This window comes from Nocardioides sp. zg-1230 (genome assembly GCF_013155335.1).
In the GTDB taxonomy this organism is placed as follows: Bacteria; Actinomycetota; Actinomycetes; order Propionibacteriales; family Nocardioidaceae; genus Nocardioides.
Window position 1 is genome coordinate 18,076 of the sequence record NZ_JABJQZ010000002.1, and the last position, 22,423, is coordinate 40,498.

The following is a 22,423-nucleotide window of genomic DNA, read 5'->3' on the forward strand; positions in this document are numbered from 1 at the left end:
CTCAGGCGGACCTTAGTGTGACCGGCGCCACCCCGGCCATCCGCGGCCGGGGGCCTCGCATCGTCTCGGGAGCCATCGTGCGTCGTTCGTCCCCTGCCCTCCTCGGCCTGGCCACCCTGGCCACGCTCGTCGCCTCGCTGGCGCCCCTCACCCCCGCCCGCGCGGACCATCGGGCGGAACCTCCGTCCTCGGTCACGCTCGTGGGCAGCCTCCAGGACGAGGTCGGGTGCGCCGAGGACTGGGCGCCGGCCTGCGAGGCCTCGGGCCTCGACCGCCTGCCCGACGGCTCGTGGGAGCTCCAGACCGAGGTGCCTCCCGGCACCTACGAGTACAAGGTCGCGGTCAACGGCTCCTGGGAGGAGAACTACGGCGTCGGTGGCGCGGCCGACGGCCCCAACCTGCCGCTGGTGCTCGAGCACCCCACGCGCCTGCACTTCACCTACGACGACGCGTCCCACCGGGTCGCGGTGGCGCCGGCCGATCAGCCCTCCGCCACCCCGACCCAGGCCGACCGCGCACTCGCCGGCACGTCGCTGCGCGGCCCGCTGACGCGGGAGAACTTCTACTTCGTGATGGCCGACCGCTTCGCCAACGGCGACCCGGCCAACGACGCGGGCGGCCTGACCGGCGACCGGCTCGCGACTGGCCTCGACCCCACCGACAAGGGCTTCTTCCACGGTGGTGACGTGCAGGGCCTCTCCGACCGCCTCGACTACATCGCCGACCTCGGCACGACCGCCATCTGGCTGACCCCGAGCTTCAAGAACCGGCCGGTCCAGGGGAGCGGCTCCGACGCCAGCGCCGGCTACCACGGCTACTGGGTCACCGACTTCACGCAGATCGACCCGCACTTCGGCACCAACGCCGAGCTCGAGGCCTTCATCGACGAGGCGCACGGGCGCGGCATCAAGGTCTTCTTCGACATCATCACCAACCACACCGCGGACGTCATCGACTACGCGGAGGGGGAGCACGGCTACGTCAGCAAGGCCGACGCGCCCTACGTCGACGCCTCCGGCGCGGAGTTCGACGACCGCGACTTCGCCGGCACCGACGACTTCCCGGCTCTCGACGCGGCCACCTCGTTCCCCTACACGCCGACGTTCCGCAACGAGGCCGACCGCACGGTCAAGGTCCCGGAGTGGCTCAACGACACGACGAACTACCACAACCGCGGCGACTCCACCTTCGCCGGCGAGTCGTCGACGTACGGCGACTTCGTCGGCCTCGACGACCTGTTCACCGAGAAGCCCGAGGTCGTCGAGGGCATGACCGACATCTACGAGACGTGGGTCGACCTCGGCATCGACGGCTTTCGCATCGACACTGCCAAGCACGTCAACATGGAGTTCTGGCAGGAGTTCGCCCCCGCGATCCGCGAGCACGCCGCCTCGATCGGCAACGACGACTTCTTCGCCTTCGGCGAGGTCTACGACGCCGACCCGGCCTACCTCTCGACCTTCAGCACCGAGGGTCGCCTCGACGCCACGCTCGACTTCGGGTTCCAGGACCGGGCCGTCGGCTTCGCCAAGGGCGGGGCGACGACGCGGCTGCGCGACTTCTACGCCGCCGACGACTGGTACACCGACACCGACTCCAACGCGTACGCGTCGCCGACGTTCCTCGGCAACCACGACATGGGCCGGATCGGCACGTTCTTGAAGGGCGCCGACTCCGTGCTGGAGCGCGACCGGCTCGCGCACGCGCTGATGTTCCTCACCCGCGGCCAGCCGGTCGTCTACTACGGCGACGAGCAGGGCTTCGTCGGCGACGGCGGTGACAAGGACGCCCGTGAGGACATGTTCCCCAGCAAGGTCGCGTCCTACAACGACAACGACCTCATCGGCACCGACGCCACGACGGCCGTGGACAACTACGACACGGGACACCCGCTCTACCGCACCATCCGGAGCCTGGCGACGCTGCGCCGCACCTACCCGGCGCTCGCCGACGGCGCGCAGCTGCACCGCTACGCCTCGAGCGAGGCCGGGGTCTACGCCTTCAGCCGCATCGACGCCCGCGAGCGCCGCGAGCTGCTCGTCGCGGTCAACAACGCCACCACCGCGAAGACGGTCACCGTCGGCACCGAGATGCGTCGCAGCTCCTTCAGGCAGGTCTGGCCGGCGGGCCGCGAGTCGCTCCGCACCGACGCCGAGGGACGTACGACGATCACGGTCCCGCCGCTCTCGGCGGTGGTGTGGCGCGCGGCCGGCCGCCTCCCGGGACGTTCGGAGGCTCCGGCCGTGCAGTTCCAGAAGCCCTCGGCCGGCGGCACGGTCGGCGGTCGCGCCCCGGTCACGGTCGGCGTACCGGACGGCGGGTTCAACCAGGTCACCCTCGCGTGGCGTCGAGCCGGCGCGGACGGGTGGACCCCGCTCGGCACCGACGACAACGCGCCCTATCGCGTCTTCCACGACGTCAGCAGCCTCGCGGACGGCTCCCTCCTGGAGTACCGCGCGGTCCTGCGCGACAGCAGCGGCAACCTGTCGGCAGCCTCGACGTACGCCGTCGTCGGCGACCCCGAGACCGAGCCGACGCCCGGTGGCGGCGGCACCGGCGGGCCGGTCACCCAGCCCGGCGCGGTCTCGATGCCCGGCAGCCACAACTCCGAGATCGGCTGCCCGGGGGACTGGCAGCCCGACTGCGCCGAGGCCCAGATGTCGCTGGACCCGCAGGACCTGGTGTGGAAGCGCACCGTGTCGCTGCCCGCCGGCAGCTACGCCTACAAGGCCGCGATCGACGGCTCGTGGGACGAGAACTACGGCGCCGGCGGCAACCCCGGTGGGGGCGACATCCCGCTCGCGTTGGACGCGCCGCGCGACGTGACGTTCTACTACGAGCACGGCTCGCACTGGGTCACCACCGACGCCAACGGCCCGATCGTCACGCTGGCCGGGAGCATGCAGTCCGAGCTCGGCTGCGCCGGTGACTGGGCGCCCGACTGCATGCGCGGCTGGCTCAAGGACCCCGACGGCGACGGCACCTTCACGTTCACCACGACCGCCCTGCCCGCCGGCAGCTACGCCACCAAGGTCACCCACGGACTGTCGTGGGACGAGAACTACGGCGACGGCGGCGCGGCCGGTGGAGCCGACATCGCCTTCGACGTCCCCGCCAGCGGGGTCGAGATGGTCTTCACTTACGACGTGGCGACCCACCGGCTCACCGTGTCCAGCCGCGCCGCGGGCGCGTCGCCGGACCTCTCGAAGGCGAAGGCCCAGTGGCTGCGTGAGGACCTCGTCGCCTGGGACGTGCCCGACCCGGGGTCGCGCCGCTACCGCCTGCACTGGTCGCAGGCCGGGGGCCTCGGCGTCGACGCCGAGGCCGTCACCGGCGGGTCCAGCGCGCCGCTGACCCACGACCCGGCCGGCCTGCCGGCGGACGTGCTCGCCGACTTCCCGCACCTCGCCGGCTACGAGGCGTTCCGGCTCGACCGGGCGACCGCGCGCCGGGTGCCGGACATCCTCACCGGCCAGGTGGCCGTGGCGTCGTACGACACCGGTGGCGTGCTGAACGACGCCACCGGTGTCCAGCTGCCCGGCGTGCTCGACGACGTGTACGACGACGCGGCCGACGCCGACCTCGGCGTCACGTGGCGCGGCAACCGGCCGACCCTCACGCTGTGGGCGCCGACGGCGCAGGACGTCACCGCGACCGTCGCGGGACGGCGGGTACCGATGACGCGTCGACGCGACGGCACCTGGACCGCGTCCGGGCCGGCGTCGTGGCGCAACGCCCGCTACACCTACGACGTCACGGTGTACTCCCCGGCCGCCGGGAAGGTCGTCACCAACCGGGTGACCGACCCCTGGTCGGTGGCGCTGACGACCAACTCCGAGCAGTCGGTCGTCGTCGACCTCGCCGACCCGGCTCTCGCGCCGGCCGGCTGGTCGCGGACCCGGGCGCCCGTTGTGGCGGAGCCGGAGGACCGCAGCGTCTACGAGCTGCACGTGCGCGACTTCTCCATCGGCGACGAGACCGTCCCGGCTGCCGAGCGCGGCACCTACCTCGCGTTCACCCACGACGACACGGCCGGCATGCGCCACCTGCACAGGCTCGCCGACGCCGGGCTCAACACCGTCCACCTGCTGCCCGCCTTCGACATCGCGACGATCGAGGAGCGGCGCTCGGCGCAGCAGACCCCGGCCTGCGACCTCGCCTCGCTCCCGCCCGACTCGACGCGCCAGCAGGAGTGCATCGACGCCGTGCGCCAGCGCGACGGCTTCAACTGGGGCTACGACCCGCTCCACTACACCGCTCCCGAGGGGTCCTACGCGACCGACCCGGACGGGCCCGGACGCACGGTCGAGTTCCGCCGGATGGTCCAGGGCCTCAACGGCGCCGGGCTCCAGGTCGTGATGGACGTCGTCTACAACCACACCGCCGCGAGCGGCCAGGACCCGAAGTCGGTGCTCGACCGCGTCGTCCCGGGCTACTACCACCGCCTCGACGCGAAGGGTGCCGTCGAGACCTCCACCTGCTGCTCCAACACCGCGACGGAGCACCGCATGATGGAGAAGCTGATGATCGACTCCGTGCTCACGTGGGCGCGGGACTACAAGGTCAACGGCTTCCGCTTCGACCTGATGGGCCACCACTCGCTCGAGAACATGACGCGGCTGCGGGCTGCGCTCGACGGGCTCACCGTCAAGCACGACGGCGTGGACGGAAAGTCCATCTACCTCTACGGCGAGGGCTGGAACTTCGGTGAGGTCGCCGACGACGCCCGGTTCGTACAGGCCACCCAGGCCAACCTCGCGGGCTCCGGGATCGGCTCGTTCAGCGACCGGTTGCGCGACGCCGTCCGCGGCGGCGGTCCCTTCGACGAGGACCCGCGCGTGCAGGGCTTCGGCTCAGGGCTGTTCACCGACCCGAACGGGGCGCCCGTCAACGGCACCGCGGAGGAGCAGCGGGCGGACCTGCTGCACGCGCAGGACCTGGTGAAGCTGGGCCTGGCCGGCAACCTGGCCGACTTCTCCTTCCGCAGCTCCGACGGCGAGGACGTCCTCGGGTCCGAGGTGGACTACAACGGACAGCCGGCCGGCTACGCCGCCGACCCTGCCGAGACCGTCACCTACGTCGACGCCCACGACAACGAGACGCTCTTCGACTCGCTCGCCTTCAAGCTGCCGCAGGGCACCTCGATGGCAGACCGGGTCCGGATGAACACGGTGTCGCTGTCGACGGTCGCGCTGTCGCAGGGCGTGGTGTTCTGGCACGCCGGCACCGACCTGCTGCGCTCCAAGAGCCTGGACCGCAACTCCTACGACTCCGGCGACTGGTTCAACCGCGTCGACTGGCAGCGTCGGGAGAACACGTTCGGCTCCGGGCTCCCGCTCCGCGCGGACAACGAGGCCAAGTGGGACTTCATGCGCCCGCTGCTCGCCGACCCCGCCCTCGACCCGACGCCGGCCGCGATGGACGAGGCGCACACCCGCGCCCTCGACCTGCTGCGGATCCGTACGTCGTCGCGCCTGTTCCGGCTCGGCAGCCTCGAGGCGATCCAGGCCAAGGTGTCCTTCCTCGACGCCGAGCCCGGTGTCGTCGCGATGCTCGTCGACGACACGGCGGGGTCCGACGCCGACCCGGGGCGTGACGGCGTGCTGGTCGTCATCAACGCCGGTGCCGCCCCCACCACGGTCGCGGGCACGGGGTCCGGCTGGACGCTGCACGACGTGCAGGCCTCCGGCACGGACGCGGTCGTGAAGGGGAGCACGGTGGCCGCGGACGCCGTGACGGTCCCGGCGCGGACCACTGGGGTGTGCGGGCGCTGCGCAAGGGCGCGGCGGCGCATCCTGACCCCGAAATGCAGCCGAGTCGGCGCATCCTGACGTTCGCGGTGTCAGGATGCGCCGACTCGACGCGTGTGGCTCAGGCCCAGCGCTCGGACGCGGCGGTGAAGGTGAGCTCGCGGTCGCCGGTGTAGATCTGCTTGGGGCGGGCGATCTTCTGGTCCTTGTCCTGCACCAGCTCGGACCACTGCGCCAGCCAGCCCGGCGTACGGCCGATGGCGAACAGCACGGTGAACATCTCCGGCGGGAACTGGAAGGCCTCGTAGATCAGGCCCGAGTAGAAGTCCACGTTGGGGTAGAGCTTGCGCTTGACGAAGTACTCGTCCTCCAGCGCGATCTTCTCCAGCTCGAGCGCGATGTCGAGGAGCGGGTTGGTGCCGGTGACCTCGAAGACGTCCTCGGCGGACTTCTTGATGATCTTCGCGCGCGGGTCGTAGTTCTTGTAGACCCGGTGGCCGAAGCCCATCAGGCGCTCGTTGCCGTCCTTCACGCCGTCGATGAAGGCGGGGATGTTCTCCTTGCTGCCGATGCGCTTGAGCATCCGCAGCACGGCCTCGTTGGCGCCACCGTGCAGCGGGCCGTAGAGGGCGCCGATGCCGGCGGACACGGCCGAGTAGGGGTCGACCTGCGAGGACCCGACGGAGCGGACCGCGTTGGTCGAGCAGTTCTGCTCGTGGTCGGCGTGGAGGATGAAGAGCACGTCGAGGGCCTTGACCAGGCGCTCGTCGGCCTCGAACTTCGACTCGCTCATCTTGAACAGCATCGAGAGGAAGTTCGCGGTGTAGCCCAGGTCGTTGTCCGGGTAGACGTAGGGCTTGCCCTGCGCGTGGCGGAACGACCAGGCGCCGAGGGTCGGCATCTTCGCGATCATGCGCACGATCTGCATGTGCCGGTTGTCGGCGTCGCTGATGTTGCGGGCGTCGGGGTAGAACGTCGACAGCGCGCCGACGGAGGCCATCAGCATGCCCATCGGGTGGGCGTCGTAGCGGAAGCCCTGCATGAACGACTTGACGTTCTCGTGCACGAACGTGTGGTAGGTGATCTCGTGCACCCAGGAGTCGTACTGCTCCTTGGTGGGCAGCTCGCCGTGGACGAGGAGGTAGGCCACCTCGAGGAAGTTGGACTTCTCCGCGAGCTGCTCGATGGGGTACCCGCGGTACTCCAGGATGCCCTTGTCGCCGTCGATGTAGGTCACCGACGAGCGGCACGAGGCGGTGTTGACGAACCCGGGGTCGTAGGTCGCGAGACCGGGCTGCTCCTCATCGAGGCGGATCTGCCCGAGGTCCTTGGCGGCGATCGTGTTGTCGGTGATCGCGATGTCGTACGTCTGACCGGTCCGGTTGTCGGTGACAGTCAGGGAATCCTTGGCCGCAACGTCGGTCACGTCGGCTCCTGTTCATACGTCTTTGTACGTCTGTGGGGTCCCCTCAACCTAGACCGGAGCCCGTGACGACCGCGAATCAGGTGTCCAGCGTGGGACGTCCGGTGGCGACGTACGACGTCAGCGTCCCGCGACGCGGTGGGCGACCCGGGCGATGCGGCTGGTGCGCGGCAGGCCGGCGTCCTCACGACGGTCCGCGGCGCGGTAGAGGCCGTACAGCGCGTGCACGCCGGCCCACCTCAGCGGCTCCGGCTCCCACCTCCGCACGCGGTGCCCGGTCCACGGCAGCCGGGTCAGCTCGGTGTCGTGGCCGAGCACCAGGTCGCGCAGGGTGCGACCGGCCAGGTTGGTGGCGGTGAGCCCCGAGCCGACGTAGCCACCGGCATGGCCGAGGCCCGTCGCCGGGTCGTACGCCACGCTGGCGCTCCAGTCACGCGGCACGCCCAGCACGCCGCACCACGCGTGCTCGAGCCCCACGTCGGCAAGCGAGGGGAAGAGGGCCGTCAGCGTCGACCGCAGCTGCTCGACGGTCCGGTCCTGGGTGCGGCCGTCGACGTCGGTGCGCGAGCCGAAGCGGTACGGCACGCCGCGTCCGCCCATCGCGATGCGGCCGTCGGCGGTCCGCTGGGCGTAGCAGTAGGCGTGCGCCTCGTCGCCGAGCAGCTCCTCGCCCTCCCACCCGATCTCGCGCCACTGCGCCGCGGTGAGCGGCTCGGTGACCACGATCGCCGAGTTCATCGGCAGCCAGTCGCGCCGGTGGCCGGCGAGCCCCGCGGTGAAGCCCTCCAGGCACCGCAGCACCACCGGGGCGCGCAGGGTGCCGCGCGCGGTGACGACCGTGCCGGGGGAGACCGACGCGACGCGGGTGCCCTCGTGGATGCGTACGCCGCGCTCCCGCACGACGCGGGCGACACCGGCCACCAGCTTCGCCGGCTGCACCCGCGCGCAGTCGGGGTCGAGGTGGCCCGACACCGCCCCGGCCACCCGGATCCGCTCGGCCACCTGTGCCGCGCTGAGCTCGCCGGCGAGGCGTCGGCGCTGGGCCTCCGACCGCGCGACGGTCAGCACGCCGCCGCGGACGATGTCGGCCTCGATGTCCTCCCGTGCCGCCTCGCCGATGACCTCGTCGACCGTGGCGCGGAGCGCGTCGCGCAGACGTCGGACGCCGTCCTCGCCCGCCACGGCGGCGTACGTCCGCGCACTGCCGGCGAGCTCGCTGGACAGCCACCCGCCGTTGCGGCCCGACGCGCCGAAGCCGGCGAACTCCGCCTCGACCACACGGATGTCGAGGGTGGGGTCGGCCTCGACGAGGTAGTACGCCGCCCAGAGGCCCGTGAGGCCGCCGCCGACGATGGCGACGTCGCACGTGTCGTCCCCACCGAGAGGGTCCGTGCGGGTGGGCAGCCCGACCTGCTGCCACCAGAAGGACACGCCGCCGTTGCGCACGCGGTCATCATGGCCTCTGCCGTTGTGACCGCCGTTTTGACCCTCCCGCTCGGCGCGCCGTAATCTTGCTGGTCGCGACTCCTGCCGCGTCCGCCCCTCCGGGTGCGGGTGCAGATCCGGACGTCATCCCTCGTCTCCCGCTCGTGGAGCGGGGGAGCGATCCGGGCCGTGTTCGTCAGAAGCCGCAGCAGCACCAGCCGGCCCTCGTCCGGGGGCCGGGACCAACGAACCAGAACGGGATACCGCCGTGCGCACGTACAGCCCCAAGCCCGCTGACATCCAGCGCGAGTGGCTCGTCATCGACGCCACCGACGTGGTCCTCGGACGCCTCGCCGTCCAGACCGCCAACCTCCTCCGCGGCAAGCACAAGCCGACCTTCGCTCCTCACATGGACATGGGCGACTTCGTGATCATCGTCAACGCCTCCCAGGTGTCGCTGTCGGGGACCAAGAAGACCACCAAGATGGCCTACCGCCACTCCGGCTACCCGGGCGGCCTCTCGGCCACCCCGTTCGGTGAGCTCCTCGAGAAGGACGCCCGCAAGGCCATCGAGAAGGCCGTGTGGGGCATGCTCCCGAAGAACAAGCTCGGTCGCCAGATGCTGAAGAAGCTCAAGGTCTACGCCGGCCCCGACCACCCGCACGCGGCCCAGAAGGCCATCCCGTTCGAGATCTCGCAGATCTCCCAGTGACTGAGGACTCACAGATGACTGAGAACACCACCGAGGTCGAGGAGACCTTCGAGGCGAACGCCGAGGGCGTTTCCTACACCTCCGAGAGCGACGCCTCCGCCGACACCCCCGCCCGCCCGGCCACCATCGCGCCCGCCGGTGCGACCGGCCGCCGCAAGGAGGCCGTCGCCCGCGTGCGCATCGTCCCCGGCACCGGCGAGTGGACCATCAACGGTCGCTCGATGGACAGCTACTTCCCCAACAAGCTGCACCAGCAGATCGCCAACGAGCCGTTCGTCGAGCTGCAGCTCGAGGGCCGCTTCGACGTGATCGCCCGCATCCACGGCGGCGGCATCGCCGGCCAGGCCGGCGCGCTGCGCCTCGGCGTGGCCCGCGCGCTCAACGCCGTCGACGTCGAGGCCAACCGCCCGGCGCTCAAGAAGGCCGGTCTGCTCACCCGCGACGCCCGCGTCGTGGAGCGCAAGAAGGCCGGTCTCAAGAAGGCCCGCAAGGCCTCGCAGTTCAGCAAGCGCTGACCCAGCCTGCACCTCGAGGCCCGCACCGTCGTTTCGACGGTGCGGGCCTCGTCGCATGTCCTCTCGGTTCGGTGCCGGGTGCCGCGGACCCGTAGGCTCCCGGGCCATGACGCGACTCTTCGGCACGGACGGGGTCCGGGGCCTGGCCAACGCTGACCTCACGGCCGAGCTGGCCCTCGACCTCTCCGTCTGTGCGGCACACGTCCTGGCCGACCGCGGCGAGTTCGAGGGACACCGCCCCCTTGCCGTCGTGGGCCGCGACACACGCATCTCCGGTCAGTTCCTCGAGGCCGCGGTCGTCGCCGGCCTCGCCTCTGCCGGGGTCGACGTGCTCCTGCTGGGCGTGCTGCCGACCCCCGGCGTGGCCTACATGACCGACCGGCTCGGCGCCGACCTCGGCGTGATGCTGTCGGCCTCCCACAACCCGATGCCCGACAACGGCATCAAGTTCCTCGCCCGCGGCGGGCACAAGCTCGACGACGCGATCGAGATCGCCATCGAGCGCCGGATGGGGGAGCCGTGGCAGCGGCCCACCGGCGGTGCCGTCGGCCGCGTCGACGTCTACGAGAGTGCCGTCGAGGAGTACGCCGCACACCTCGAGAGCACGATCAGCCACCCGCTGGTGGGGCTCAAGGTCGTCCTCGACTGCGCCGAGGGCGCCGCGCACGCGGCGGGTCCGCGGGCGCTCGAGGACGCCGGCGCGACCGTGATCGCGATCCACGCCGACCCCGACGGCCTCAACATCAACGACGACTGCGGCTCCACGCACCTCGGCGACCTGCAGAAGGCCGTCGTCGAGCACGGCGCCCACGCCGGCTTCGCGCTCGACGGTGACGCCGACCGCTGCCTCGCGGTCGACGCCGAGGGCAACGTCGTCGACGGCGACCAGATCCTCGCCATCTTGTCCCTCTCGCTGCTCGAGCAGGGACGGCTGGCCAAGGACACGGTGGTCGCGACCGTGATGAGCAACCTCGGCTTCGTCCAGGCTATGCGCGCCGGCGGGGTCGGCGTGCGCCAGACGAAGGTCGGCGACCGCTACGTCCTCGAGGCGATGAAGGTCTCCGGCTACAACCTCGGCGGCGAGCAGTCCGGCCACGTCATCCTCAGCGACCACGCCACCACCGGTGACGGCATCCTCACCACGCTGCACGTCATGGAGCGGATGGCCACCACCGGGCGGTCGCTGGCCGACCTCGCCGCGGTGATGACCCGGCTCCCGCAGGTCCTCCTCAACGTCTCCGGCGTCGACAAGTCGCGCGCCGACGAGGACGCCGTGCTCGCCGCGGCCGTCGCCGAGGAGGAGGCCGTGCTGGGGGAGCGGGGCCGCATCCTGCTGCGCCCCTCGGGCACCGAGCCGATCGTGCGGGTGATGGTCGAGGCGCCCACCGAGGACGAGGCCGAGGGCGTCGCCTCGCGGCTCGCCGACGTCGTACGCCGCCAGCTGGCGCTGTAGGCAGCGTCTGCTGTGACCGACGATCCACGGCCCGGCTTCGAGGAGCGGGAGGCTCAGCACCGCGGCTGGCTCTCACCTGGTGACGTCGCGTTCGGGGTCGGGATGGGGCTGGTGCTCGCCGTGGTGCTCGTCGCCCTGATGCCCGGCACGCGCGTTCACCTGCTGGGCGGGACCGACCAGACGGAGACGACGGTCGTCGCCGTGCGCGAGGGCCCCCGCCCCGGGGAGGACGACCGCACCCTGACCTCCTACGAACTGCGCTGGTCCGAGGGCGACGACGTGCGGACCGCCACGTTCCGTCGCTCGGGGCCCGCGAAACGTGAGGTCGGCGACACCTGGACGATGTGGGTCTCACCGGACGGCTCGTCGATGGAGACGAGCTCACCGCTCGCCACCTGGCTCTGGCTGGGGATCGGCCTGCCCGCCTTCGTCCTCCTGATCGGAGCGATCGTGCGTTGGCGGGGGCGCGTGATGGCGAGGTCGGCGGTCCGCGAGGCCGACCGGATCGAGGCGGCACGCCGACGTCGCGCCGCGCGCCGCTAAGCCCCGCGCAGGGCACCGAGCCGGCGGGCGGCCTCGCGGGCCGCGGCAGCACGCTCGGGGACCGAGCAGGCGTACGCCCTCCCGGCGTCGTGCAGCGCAGCGATCTCCGCGTCGAGGATCGCGAGCTCGTCGGCCTCGCTCAGCACGCGGCGCTCGGCCTCGGCGGCCCCGACGCCGACGGGTGCGTCCTCCAGGGCGCCGGCGACGCGCTCGGTCGGCACGGCCTCGGCGTTCTCCAGCGCCGCGAGCGCGGTCCGCAGGGTCGACACGGTCTCGGCGTCCCGGGCGCGGCGGGCGTCGAGCAGCGCCGCACGGAGCCGGCTGCGGAGCGGCGAGTCGGTGGTCATGCCGCCACCCTGTCCGAGTGTCCCGCGCCGCGCACCCGGATATCTGAGGACACCACGGACGTCCACGGCCCGACCTGACGTCCACCACGTCCTCAGATATCGGCGTGCGCGCGCAGGGGTGCGCGGCTACGGTCACCGCGTGGTCGACATCGAGCAGATCAACCCGCGCAACGAGGCAGCGCTGCGGGCGTGGTGGGAGGTCGGGCACGCTGCCACCGCCGACCGGCCCGGCACGCCGTGGCCGCTGTGGGAGCAGAGCCGCATCGGGCTGCCGGCGGACAACCCCGAGCGCTCGACCACCCTGCTGGGGGCGATCGACGGCCGGGTGATGGTCGGGGCCGGGATGGCGATCATCACCTCGCAGGACAACCTGCACCTCGCCGGCTCGGCGGTGTACGTCGACGCGGGCCGGCGCCGTGAGGGGATCGGGTCCGCACTGCTCGCCGAGATCGAGGTCATCGCGGGCGGGCACGGTCGCACCACCCTCACCGGCGAGGCGTACCTGCCGCCGGGAGGAACGGCGCCGGCGGAGGCGTTCGCCCGCGCGCGCGGCTTCGAGGTGGCCAGCCGGGAGTCCATCAAGGAGATCGCGGTCGCCGACTACCTCGACCGTCGCGAGTCGCTGGCGGCTCAGGCGCCGACGCCCGACGGCTACCGGATCATCACGTTCGACACCGTCTGCCCCGAGGAGCACGTCGCCTCCTTCGGTCGGCTGCTCGGGATGCTGTTCTCCGAGATCCCGCTGGGCGACCTCGACCTCCGGGCCTCGGAGTGGACGCCCGAGCGCATCCGCGAGGCCGAGCAGCTGCAGGTGTCGGTCGGCCGGCACGTGCACACCGCGATGGCGCTCGCCCCCGACGGCTCCGTGGCCGGCGTGAGCGACGTACGCGTGAACGACACCGACCCGGCGCACGCCCAGATCGGCATCACCCTCGTCGACCCGGCCCACCGCGGCAAGCGGCTCGGGCTGGCGTTGAAGCTCGCGACCCACGACCTCGCGGTGGCGACGTACCCCGACCTGGTGTCCGTCGACACCTCCAACGCCGAGGTCAACACCCGGATGAACGCCGTCAACGAGGCGCTGGGCTACCGCACCATCGAGACGCTGCTGGAGCTGCAGAAGCGGCTGTGATCAGCGCGCGTCCGCGCTGTCGTCGTACGCCGCACGCGCCCCGAGGATCTGCGTCAGGTGGGTCTCGGCCCAGTCGGTGAGCGTCTGGATCGGGCCGCCGAGCGACGCGCCGAGGTCGGTCAGCTCGTAGTCCACCCGGGGCGGCACCTGGGCGTGCACCGTGCGGGTGAGCAGGCCGTCGCGCTCCATCGCGCGCAGGGTCTGGGTGAGCACCTTCGCCGCGACCCCGCCGATGCGCGCCCGGAGCTCGGTGAACCTCAACGGGCCGTCACGGAGGGCGCCGATGACCAGGACGGTCCACTTGTCGCCGATGCGGTCGAGCACGACCCGGGTGGGGCACTCGGGGTCGAAGGCGTCGCCGCGGTCGTCACGCATGGTTACCATGAGGTACTTATAGCACGTTGAAGTGCTTGGTTACCAGTGGTTACCGTCAGTGGTCCACCCCTCTCCTCACCGAAGGACACACCATGAAGATCGCCCTGTTCGGAGCCACCGGCATGGTCGGCTCCCGCATCGCCGCCGAGGCCACCGCCCGTGGCCACCAGGTCACCTCGCTCAGCCGGTCGACCGGCGCCGACATGGCCGACGCCGCGGCCGTGCGGGACGCCGCCGGGTCGCACGACGTCGTCATCTCCGCGACCGGGCCGAGCCGCGCGGGCGAGTCCCACGAGCCCTGGCTCGCCTCCGTCTCCACGCTGCTCGAGCACGCGGGCGACACGCGGGTGCTCTTCGTCGGTGGCGCCGGCTCGCTGCTCACCCCCGACGGCACCCGGCTGCTCGACACCGACGGGTTCCCCGAGGAGTACAAGGCCGAGGCCACCTCCGGTGCCGCCGCGCTCGACCTCTTCCGCACGGCGCCGGAGTCGTGCGACTGGACCTTCCTCAGCCCCGCGCCCGTCATCGCACCCGGCGAGCGCACCGGCGCCTACGCCACCGCCCTCGACACCCCCGCCGGCGACTTCATCAGCGCCGAGGACTACGCCGTCGCCCTCCTCGACGAGATCGAGCAGCCGCGCCACCGGCGCCAGCGCTTCACCGCGGCCGCGGCCTGAGCGACGTACGCCGGCGTCGGAGTCCCGGCTGTCCGGGGTGCTCCGGCACCGTCCCGGTCATCGAGCTGGCCCGGTAGATCGTGGAGTCCTGAGGTCACCCGGTGACCTCAGGACTCGACGATCCCGTGTGACCTCCCGCCCAATCCCCTCGCAGTCGTCGCGGCAGCCTCGGATGAGGCGTGCGGCAGACCTCTCAGAGCTTGCGCAGGCGCACGTAGCGCACGGAGTGGTCGGCGTCCTTGCGGAGCACCAGGTTGGCGCGGGAGCGGGTGGGAGCGACGTTCTGCACGAGGTTGGGCTCGTTGATGGAGTCCCAGATGCGGGTGGCCTGGTCGACGGCCTCGTCGTGGGAGAGGGCGGCGTACTTGCGGAAGTACGACGCCGGGTCGCGGAAGGCGGTCTCGCGCAACCGCAGGAAGCGGTCGACGTACCAGCGCTTGATGTCGGTCAGCGCGGCGTCGACGTAGACGGAGAAGTCGAAGAAGTCGCTGACCGCGAGGCCGGTGCGGCCGTCGTCACGCATGCGGGCGGGCTGCAGGACGTTGAGGCCCTCGACGATCACGATGTCCGGGCGCTTGACCACGACCTTCTCGTCGGGCAGGACGTCGTAGACGAGGTGGGAGTAGATCGGCGCCTCGACCTCGTCGCGGCCCGACTTGATGTCGATGACGAACTTGAGCAGCGCCCGGCGGTCGTAGGACTCCGGGAAGCCCTTGCGGTGCAGGATGCCGCGGCGCTCGAGCTCGGCGTTGGGGAGCAGGAAGCCGTCGGTCGTCACCAGCGCGACGTTGGGGTGCTCGGGCCAGTGGGCGAGCATCTGCTGCAGCACGCGGGCGGTGGTCGACTTGCCGACCGCGACGGAGCCCGCGAGCCCGATCACGAACGGCGTACGCGGTGGGGTGACGCGGTGCAGGAACTCCTCCTGCTCGCGGTGCAGCCGGGAGTTGGCCGCGACGTAGAGGCTCAGCAGGCGCGAGAGCGGGAGGTAGACCTGCTCGATCTCGCGCAGGTCGAGCTGGTCGCCGAGGCCGCGGAGCCGGGCGACCTCCTCGCGCGTCAGCGTCGTCTCGGCCTTGCCGGCGAGCTGCGCCCACGCGGCCCGCTCGAGCTCGACGTAGGGGGAGGTCTCATTGCCGTTGGGATTGCCGTTGGGATTACCAATGGGATTGCCGTTTGGGGTGCCGTCGGCGCCGCCGTTGGAGGGCGGTGCGACCTCGGACATGGGTGCGATTGTGGCACCGCACGGGGGCGCAGCCGTGCAGCGGCCTGCCGATAGACTCCCCGGCCATGTGTGGAATCGTCGGGTACGTAGGTGCCAAGCCGGCCGAGGGCGTCGTGATCGAGGGCCTCAGGCGTCTGGAGTACCGGGGCTACGACTCCGCCGGGATCGCGCTCGTCGACGGCGGCTCGATCGTCTCCGACAAGCGCGCGGGCAAGCTGGCCAACCTCGAGAAGGCCATCGCCGACTCCCCGCTGCCGCAGGTCACCACCGGCATCGGCCACACCCGCTGGGCCACCCACGGCCCGCCGACCGACCGCAACGCCCACCCCCACCTCGGACGTGAGCGCCGGGTGGCACTCGTGCACAACGGCATCATCGAGAACTTCGCCGAGCTGCGCGCCCGCCTCGAGTCCGAGGGCGTCGAGATGGCCTCCGACACCGACACCGAGGTCGCGGCCCACCTGCTCGAGGAGCAGCTCGAGACCGGCGTCGACCTGACGGTCGCCATGCAGAACGTCTGCCGCGGCCTGCACGGCGCCTTCACCCTGGTCGCCGTCGACTCCCAGGACCCCGACCGCGTCGTCGCGGCCCGCCGCAACAGCCCGCTCGTGGTCGGCATCGGCGAGGGCGAGAACTTCCTCGGCTCCGACGTCGCGGCCTTCATCGAGCACACCCGCGAGGCGATGGAGCTCGACCAGGACCAGGTCGTCACCATCACCCGCGACGGCGTCAGCGTCTCCGGCTTCGACGGCACGCCCGCCGAGGGCCGGCGCTACCACGTGGACTGGGACCTCTCCGCCGCCGAGAAGGACGGCCACGACTGGTTCATGCGCAAGGAGATCTTCGAGCAGCCGCGCGCCGTCGCCGACTCGCTCCTCGGGCGCCGCGGCACCGACGGCCTGCTGCAGCTCGACGAGATGCGGCTGTCCGACCAGGACCTGCGCGACATCGACAAGATCATCATCATCGCGGCCGGTACGTCGTTCTACGCCGGCATGGTGGCCAAGTACGCCATCGAGCACTGGTGCCGCATCCCCGTGGAGGTCGAGCTCGCCAGCGAGTTCCGCTACCGCGACCCCATCCTCACCGCCTCGACGCTCGTCGTGGCGATCAGCCAGTCCGGCGAGACCGCCGACACCCTGCAGGCGATCCGCCACGCCCGGGTGCAGCGCTCGAAGGTGCTGGCCATCTGCAACACCAACGGCTCGACCATCCCGCGCGAGTCCGACGGCGTGATCTACACGCACGCCGGGCCCGAGATCGGCGTGGCGTCCACGAAGGGCTTCCTGACCCAGCTCGTCGCTTGCTACCTCCTCGCGCTCTACCTCGCGCAGGTCAAGGGCACCCGCTACGGCGACGAGATCTCCCAGGTCATGGACCAGCTCGAGGAGATGCCCGGCCACATCGAGACCGTGCTCGCCAAGGCGGAGGAGGTCTACGCCCTCGCCCGCGACCACGTCGACAACCGCTCGGTGCTCTTCCTCGGTCGCCACGCCGGCTACCCGGTGGCCCTCGAAGGGGCGCTCAAGCTCAAGGAGATCGCGTACCTCCACGCCGAGGGCTTCGCGGCCGGCGAGCTCAAGCACGGCCCCATCGCGCTGGTGGAGGAGGGCCTGCCGATCCTGTGCGTCGTGCCGCCCCGCGGCCGTGACCAGCTGCACGACAAGATGATCAGCGGCATCCAGGAGGTGCGTGCGCGCGGCGCCCGCACCCTCTGCCTGGCCGAGGAGGGCGACACCACGATCACCCCCTACGCCGACGTGCTGATCACGCTGCCGCAGGTGCCGGTGCTGCTCCAGCCCCTCGTCGCCGTCGTACCGCTGCAGCTGTTCGCGTGCGAGCTGGCCACCCAGCTCGGCCACGACGTCGACCAGCCGCGCAACCTCGCCAAGTCCGTCACCGTCGAGTAGGCCGGGAAGGTTCCCGTGCCCGTCATCGGCGTCGGCATCGACGTGGTCGACATCGACCGCTTCGTCCAGTCCCTCGAGCGCACCCCGTCCCTGCGGGGGCGGCTGTTCACCGACGACGAGGCGTCGCGCCCACCGGCGTCGCTGGCGGCGCGCTTCGCCGCGAAGGAGGCGATGGCCAAGGCGCTCGGGGCGCCCGTCGGGATGGCGTGGCACGACGCCGAGATCGTCTCGGAGGAGACCGGGCGCCCGCGGTTCGAGATCCGCGGGACGGTCGCCGCCCGCGCGGAGGCGCTCGGGGTCGCCCACGTCCACGTCTCGCTGTCGCACGACGCCGGGATCGCCTCGGCCGTCGTGGTCCTGGAGAGCTGAGGAGCTGCCGTGCTGCGCGCCCACCTCGTCGAGGACGTACGTCGTGCAGAGGCGGCCGTGATGGCACGCCTGCCCGACGGCGCCCTGATGCAGCGCGCCGCCGCAGGCCTGTCCGCCGCCGTCCTCGACCTGCTCGGCGGCGGCTACGGCCGGCGGGTGCTCCTGCTCGTCGGACCCGGTGACAACGGTGGAGACGCCCTGTGGGCCGGCGCGCGGCTCGCAGCGCGCGGCGCGGCCGTCGAGGCGGTCCTGCTCGCCGACCGCGTGCACGCCGCCGGGCTCGCCGCGTTCGAGGCCGCCGGCGGACGGGCGACCCGCGACCTCGACGTCCTGCACCCTGCTCCCGACGTGCTCATCGACGGCATCGTCGGCATCGGCGGTCGTCCGGGGCTGCGGCCGGACGCGATGGCGGCGCTGGAGCGCTTCCCCGCGGTGCCCGTGGTGGCGGTCGACGTGCCGTCCGGGGTCGACGTCGACGGCGGCACCCTCGACGGTCCGCACGTCGGCGCCGACCTGACGGTCACCTTCGGCACCCACAAGGTCGCCCACCTCGTCGACCCCGCCTGCCTCGCGAGCGGCACCGTCCACCTCGTCGACCTCGGCCTCGACGAGACCGACCTGGGCGCCCCGGCCGTCGAGGCGCTGCAGCCCGCCGACGTGCGTGAGCTGCTGCCGCGGCCCGACGTCGTCGCCCACAAGTACACCCGCGGCGTCGTCGGCGTCCGCGCGGGCTCGGGCACCTACCCGGGTGCCGCGCTGCTCGCCGTCGCCGGAGCCAACACGGGGCTGGTCGGGATGGTGCGCTACGCCGGGCCGCACGCCATTGCCGACACGGTGCGCAGCGCGCACCCCGAGGTGGTCGGCGAGGGCCGCGTCCAGGCCTGGGTGGTCGGTCCCGGCGGTGGCGACGACGCCGGCACGATGCTGGCCGAGGCCCGCGCCGACGACGTACCGGTCGTCGTCGACGCCGACGCCCTGCGCCACGTCGACGGTCCGCTGCCCGGCGCCGTGCTGACCCCCCACGCCGGCGAGCTGGCCGCGATGCTGGGGGTCGAGCGCGAGGAGGTGGAGGCCTCGCCGCTCGCGCACGCGCGCGCCGCGGCCGACCGCTTCGGCTGCGTGGTGCTGCTCAAGGGCCACCACACCCTCGTCGCGGACCCGGACGGACGGGTGCGCGTGACCACCACCGGGGTGCCGTGGCTCGCCACCGCCGGGGCCGGCGACGTGCTCGCCGGCCTGGTCGGGGCCCTCCTGGCCGTCGGGCTCGCGCCGTACGACGCCGCGTCCGTCGGGTCGTGGCTGCACGGGGCCGCCGCCACCCAGGCGGCCGGAGGAGGACCGCTGACCGCGAGCCGCGTCGCGGTCCAGATCCCGCGGCTGGTGCGCGACACGCTGCAAGGTTTGGGATGATCGCTCGCATGAGCGATCCCGTGCCCTCACGCGCCGAGATCGTCGTCGACCTCGCTGCCGTTCGGCACAACGTCCGCATCCTCAAGGACCTCGTGAGCGTCGACGGTCCCGTCCAGCTGATGGTGGTCGTCAAGGCCGACGGCTACGGGCACGGCATGGTCGAGGTGGCCGCCACCGCCCGCGACGCAGGCGCCGACTGGCTCGGCGTCGCGACCCTCGAGGAGGCGCTCGCCCTCCGCGCCGCGGGCGACCACGGTCACCTGCTCTGCTGGCTCAGTGCCCCCGGTGACGACTTCGCCGCTGCCGTCGAGGCCGGGATCGAGCTGACCGCCTACTCCGTGGCCGAGCTCGAGGAGATCGCCGCGGTCGGCCCCGCGCGCGTGCAGCTGAAGGTCGACACCGGCCTGTCGCGTGGAGGAGCGCCCCGCTCGGAGTGGGAGCACCTGTTCGCGGTCGCGAGCGACCTCGAGCGACAGGGGCGGATCACGGTCACCGGCCTCTGGTCGCACCTCGCCGCCAGTGACGAGCCCGCCCACCCGGCCAACGACGCCCAGGAGGCGGCGTTCCGCGAGGCACTCGCGCTGGCCGACGCAGCGGGGCTCGACCCTGACGTCACCCACCTGGCCAACTCCGCCGCGGCCCTGCTGCGGCCCTCGTCGCACTTCGACCTGGTCCGCTGCGGCATCGCGACGTACGGCCTCGACCCGGCGCCCGGCACCACCCCACGCATCGGGCTGCGGCCCGCCATGACCGTCCGCGCCCGGCTCGTGATGAGCAAGGTCGTGCGGGCCGGGGAGGGGGTCTCCTACGGGCACACCTGGCACGCCGACGAGGACACCTCCATCGGGGTCGTGCCCGTCGGCTACGGCGAGGGGGTCCCGCGGGCCGCCGGCAACACCGCCCACGTCTGGGTCGAGGACTCGCAGCGACCGATCCGCGGCCGGGTGTGCATGGACCAGCTCGTCGTCGACCTCCACGGCGAGCTGCCGCCGACCGGGACCGAGGTCGTCCTCTTCGGCCCGGGCGACCGTGGCGAGCCCACCGCGCAGGACTGGGCCGACGCCGTCGACACGATCAGCTACGAGATCGTGACCCGGGTCGGCGGTCGGCTGACCCGCCGGCACGTCGACACGGACACCGACATCGACATCGAGACCGACCCCGACACCGACGAGACCGAGGTCTCCGGGAGGGCCACCCGTTGAGCATCAAGGGCCGCATCTTCGGCACCGTCGTGGGCGCAGCCGGCCTGGCCGCTGCTGCCGGCGCCGTGGGCATCGCGCGCCAGAACCGCGTCATCGGCAACCGTGTCGCCGGCGAGGAGGTGGAGTTCGGTGAGCTCCACAGCGCGCCGCGTGTGGTCGTCACCGACGACGCGGTCGACCTGCACGTCGAGATCGACGAGCCGGAGGACTTCGGTGGCCTGCCCGCCACCGACGACGACCTCACCGTCGTGTTCGTGCACGGCTACTCCCTCAACCTCGACTGCTGGCACTTCCAGCGCGCCGCCTACCGCGGCCAGGTGCGCACGGTCTTCTACGACCAGCGCAGCCACGGCCGGTCGGCACGCTCCGACGAGGAGCACTGCACGATCGAGCAGCTCGGCCACGACCTCCACCGCGTCATCGAGCACACGGTGCCGGGCCGGTGCGTGGTCGTCGGCCACTCGATGGGCGGGATGAGCGTCATCTCCCTCGCCGAGCACTACCCCGAGCTGTTCGGAGACAAGGTGGTCGGCGCGGCCCTGATGTCCACCACGGCCGGTGGCCTCGACCCCGGTCGCATCCTGTTCCCGATGCTGCCACTCGGCCTCGGTGGGCGGTTCGTCGGCCGCGCCGTGCGCACCCTCGACCGCGGGCACAAGATCGTCGACCTCGCCCGCGCGTGGGGCCACGCAGTCGCCGACGTGTTCACCGACCGCTACGCGTTCGGGACCGACCCCGTCCCCGCCTCGCACGTCGAGTTCGTCTTCTCGATGCTCGACGCGACGCCGTTCGCGGTGGTGGCCGACTTCTACCCCGCCTTCGCGACCCTCGACCACTTCGACCACCTCGAGCCGCTCGGCCGCGTCCCGACGTCGATCATCTGCGGCACCGAGGACAAGATCACCTCCATCGGGCACAGCCGCAAGCTGCACAGCCGGATCCCGGGCTCGAGCCTGCTGGAGTGCGAGGGCGCCGGTCACATGGTGCTGCTGGAGCAGCACAAGCAGGTCACCGCCGAGCTCGACGACCTGATCTCCCTCGCACAGGGGCAGGGTCTGCTGTGAGCGTCGTCGTACGCCGGGTGGGTCCCGAGGCGGCCGCCGAGGTGCTCGCGGTCGTGAAGGCGGCGTTCGGGGCACGGCCCGTGCTCGACCCGCCGGCCGACGCGCTCGGCGAGGACCTCGGCTCCGTACGGCGCCTGCTCGCCCGGCGCGGGGGACTGCTCGCCGTGCTCGACGACCGGCCCGTGGGATGCGTCGTCCTCGACCCCGACCCCGACGGGCTGGTGCTGCGTCGCTTCGGGGTGACGCCCGACGCCCAGGGCAGGGGGGTGGCCTCCGCGCTGGTGGAGGCCGCCGTGGAGGCGGCCACCGGCCGCTCGGCGGTGCGGGTCGTCGCCCGCGAGGAGCTGCCCGGCACGGTCGCCTTCTGGGAGGCCCACGACTTCGTCGTCACCGGGGGCACGAGCCCCTACGTCGAGCTCGCCCGGTGGCTCGGCACGACCTTCGACGCCCCCGACGCCGAGACGATGCGTGACCTCGGCGCCCGCGTGGGCTCGGGCCTCGTCGCCGGCGACCTCGTGGTGCTGACCGGCGAGCTGGGGGCCGGCAAGACCACCTTCACCCAGGGCCTCGGGGAGGGCCTGGGAGTGCGCGGGGGCGTGACCTCACCGACGTTCGTCATCGCCCGTGTGCACCCGGCCCTGGGCGACGGGCCCGACCTCGTGCACGTCGACGCCTACCGCCTCGGCGGTCTCGACGAGCTCGACGACCTCGACCTCGACGCCTCCCTCGACTCCGCCGTGACCGTGGTGGAGTGGGGAGCCGGCCTGGCCGCGAGCCTCGCCGACTCGCGACTCGAGGTCGTCATCGAGCGCGCCGTCGGCCACGCACCGACCACCGACGAGCTCGACCCACGCCGGGTTTCGCTGCGCTGGATCGTCGGCTCGTAGCCTC

The 22,423-nt window shown here is 72.2% G+C and carries 18 protein-coding genes; 13 read left to right on the plus strand and 5 right to left on the minus strand.

The features are described 5' to 3' along the window. Positions 1–77 precede the first annotated feature (77 nt). On the plus strand, positions 78–5,831 hold the full coding sequence (gene pulA / locus HOO61_RS08140) for a pullulanase-type alpha-1,6-glucosidase (protein ID WP_367650081.1): 5,754 nt from the start codon (positions 78–80) through the stop codon (positions 5,829–5,831). A gap of 40 nt (positions 5,832–5,871) precedes the next feature. Here pulA and HOO61_RS08145 read toward each other — a convergent pair whose 3' ends face one another. Together HOO61_RS08145 and HOO61_RS08150 are read right to left on the minus strand one after the other, a co-directional pair. Beyond that, entirely contained in the window at positions 5,872–7,176 is a 1,305-nt protein-coding gene (locus tag HOO61_RS08145) for a citrate synthase (RefSeq protein WP_172258235.1), read from the minus strand. A 117-nt stretch (positions 7,177–7,293) separates the two neighbouring features. After that, on the minus strand, positions 7,294–8,619 hold the full coding sequence (locus HOO61_RS08150) for an FAD-dependent oxidoreductase (protein ID WP_172258236.1): 1,326 nt from the start codon (positions 8,617–8,619) through the stop codon (positions 7,294–7,296). Positions 8,620–8,866: 247 nt separating this feature from the next. On the opposite strand from HOO61_RS08150, the gene rplM reads away from it, so the two are divergent. From rplM to HOO61_RS08170, 4 genes are all read left to right on the plus strand, one after another. Then, positions 8,867–9,310, plus strand: coding sequence for a 50S ribosomal protein L13 (gene rplM, locus HOO61_RS08155; protein ID WP_172258237.1), 444 nt, complete (start codon positions 8,867–8,869; stop codon positions 9,308–9,310). 14 nt (positions 9,311–9,324) lie between these two features. Beyond that, positions 9,325–9,825, plus strand: a complete 501-nt coding sequence (gene rpsI, locus HOO61_RS08160) for a 30S ribosomal protein S9 (RefSeq protein WP_172258238.1) — start codon at positions 9,325–9,327, stop codon at positions 9,823–9,825. Positions 9,826–9,931: 106 nt separating this feature from the next. Then, complete coding sequence (gene glmM / locus HOO61_RS08165) at positions 9,932–11,278, plus strand: phosphoglucosamine mutase (RefSeq protein WP_172258239.1); 1,347 nt, start codon at positions 9,932–9,934, stop codon at positions 11,276–11,278. Between the two features lie 12 nt (positions 11,279–11,290). After that, positions 11,291–11,821 carry a hypothetical protein gene (locus tag HOO61_RS08170; protein ID WP_172258240.1) on the plus strand — a complete coding sequence of 177 codons (531 nt, stop codon included), beginning with the start codon at positions 11,291–11,293 and terminating at the stop codon, positions 11,819–11,821. On the opposite strand, the gene HOO61_RS08175 is transcribed toward HOO61_RS08170, so the two are convergent. After that, positions 11,818–12,168, minus strand: coding sequence for a hypothetical protein (locus tag HOO61_RS08175; protein WP_172258241.1), 351 nt, complete (start codon positions 12,166–12,168; stop codon positions 11,818–11,820). The two genes, HOO61_RS08170 and HOO61_RS08175, sit on opposite strands and share 4 nt — an antisense overlap. A gap of 139 nt (positions 12,169–12,307) precedes the next feature. Here HOO61_RS08175 and HOO61_RS08180 point away from each other — a divergent pair, with 139 nt between their 5' ends. Beyond that, a complete protein-coding gene (locus HOO61_RS08180) occupies positions 12,308–13,300 on the plus strand; it encodes a GNAT family N-acetyltransferase (RefSeq protein ID WP_172258242.1) in 993 nt (330 codons plus the stop codon). Here HOO61_RS08180 and HOO61_RS08185 read toward each other — a convergent pair whose 3' ends face one another. Continuing rightward, the gene (locus HOO61_RS08185) at positions 13,301–13,684 is read right to left on the minus strand and encodes a helix-turn-helix domain-containing protein (RefSeq protein WP_253942235.1); all 384 of its coding nucleotides are present in this window, start codon (positions 13,682–13,684) and stop codon (positions 13,301–13,303) included. A gap of 83 nt (positions 13,685–13,767) precedes the next feature. Here HOO61_RS08185 and HOO61_RS08190 point away from each other — a divergent pair, with 83 nt between their 5' ends. Continuing rightward, entirely contained in the window at positions 13,768–14,352 is a 585-nt protein-coding gene (locus HOO61_RS08190) for an NAD(P)-dependent oxidoreductase (protein WP_172258243.1), read from the plus strand. Positions 14,353–14,545: 193 nt separating this feature from the next. On the opposite strand, the gene coaA is transcribed toward HOO61_RS08190, so the two are convergent. Further along, positions 14,546–15,574 (minus strand): type I pantothenate kinase, encoded by a 1,029-nt coding sequence (gene coaA, locus HOO61_RS08195; RefSeq protein ID WP_172258244.1) that lies wholly within the window; start codon positions 15,572–15,574, stop codon positions 14,546–14,548. A 65-nt stretch (positions 15,575–15,639) separates the two neighbouring features. Between coaA and glmS the strand changes: the two genes are divergently transcribed. Genes glmS through tsaE form a run of 6 tightly spaced genes read left to right on the plus strand, consistent with a single transcriptional unit; the run spans position 15,640 to position 22,419 of the window. After that, the gene (gene glmS / locus HOO61_RS08200; RefSeq protein WP_172258245.1) at positions 15,640–17,484 is read left to right on the plus strand and encodes a glutamine--fructose-6-phosphate transaminase (isomerizing); all 1,845 of its coding nucleotides are present in this window, start codon (positions 15,640–15,642) and stop codon (positions 17,482–17,484) included. A 15-nt stretch (positions 17,485–17,499) separates the two neighbouring features. Further along, positions 17,500–17,853: a holo-ACP synthase gene (locus HOO61_RS08205; protein ID WP_172258246.1), complete on the plus strand. Its 354-nt coding sequence runs from the start codon at positions 17,500–17,502 to the stop codon at positions 17,851–17,853. A 9-nt stretch (positions 17,854–17,862) separates the two neighbouring features. After that, complete coding sequence (locus HOO61_RS08210) at positions 17,863–19,263, plus strand: NAD(P)H-hydrate dehydratase (protein ID WP_172258247.1); 1,401 nt, start codon at positions 17,863–17,865, stop codon at positions 19,261–19,263. Positions 19,264–19,271: 8 nt separating this feature from the next. Further along, on the plus strand, positions 19,272–20,468 hold the full coding sequence (gene alr / locus HOO61_RS08215; RefSeq protein ID WP_172258248.1) for an alanine racemase: 1,197 nt from the start codon (positions 19,272–19,274) through the stop codon (positions 20,466–20,468). Beyond that, the gene (locus HOO61_RS08220; RefSeq protein ID WP_172258249.1) at positions 20,465–21,532 is read left to right on the plus strand and encodes an alpha/beta fold hydrolase; all 1,068 of its coding nucleotides are present in this window, start codon (positions 20,465–20,467) and stop codon (positions 21,530–21,532) included. The genes alr and HOO61_RS08220 overlap by 4 nt, the downstream gene beginning before the upstream one ends. Continuing rightward, the gene (gene tsaE / locus HOO61_RS08225) at positions 21,529–22,419 is read left to right on the plus strand and encodes a tRNA (adenosine(37)-N6)-threonylcarbamoyltransferase complex ATPase subunit type 1 TsaE (RefSeq protein WP_172258250.1); all 891 of its coding nucleotides are present in this window, start codon (positions 21,529–21,531) and stop codon (positions 22,417–22,419) included. The genes HOO61_RS08220 and tsaE overlap by 4 nt, the downstream gene beginning before the upstream one ends. Positions 22,420–22,423 lie beyond the last annotated feature (4 nt).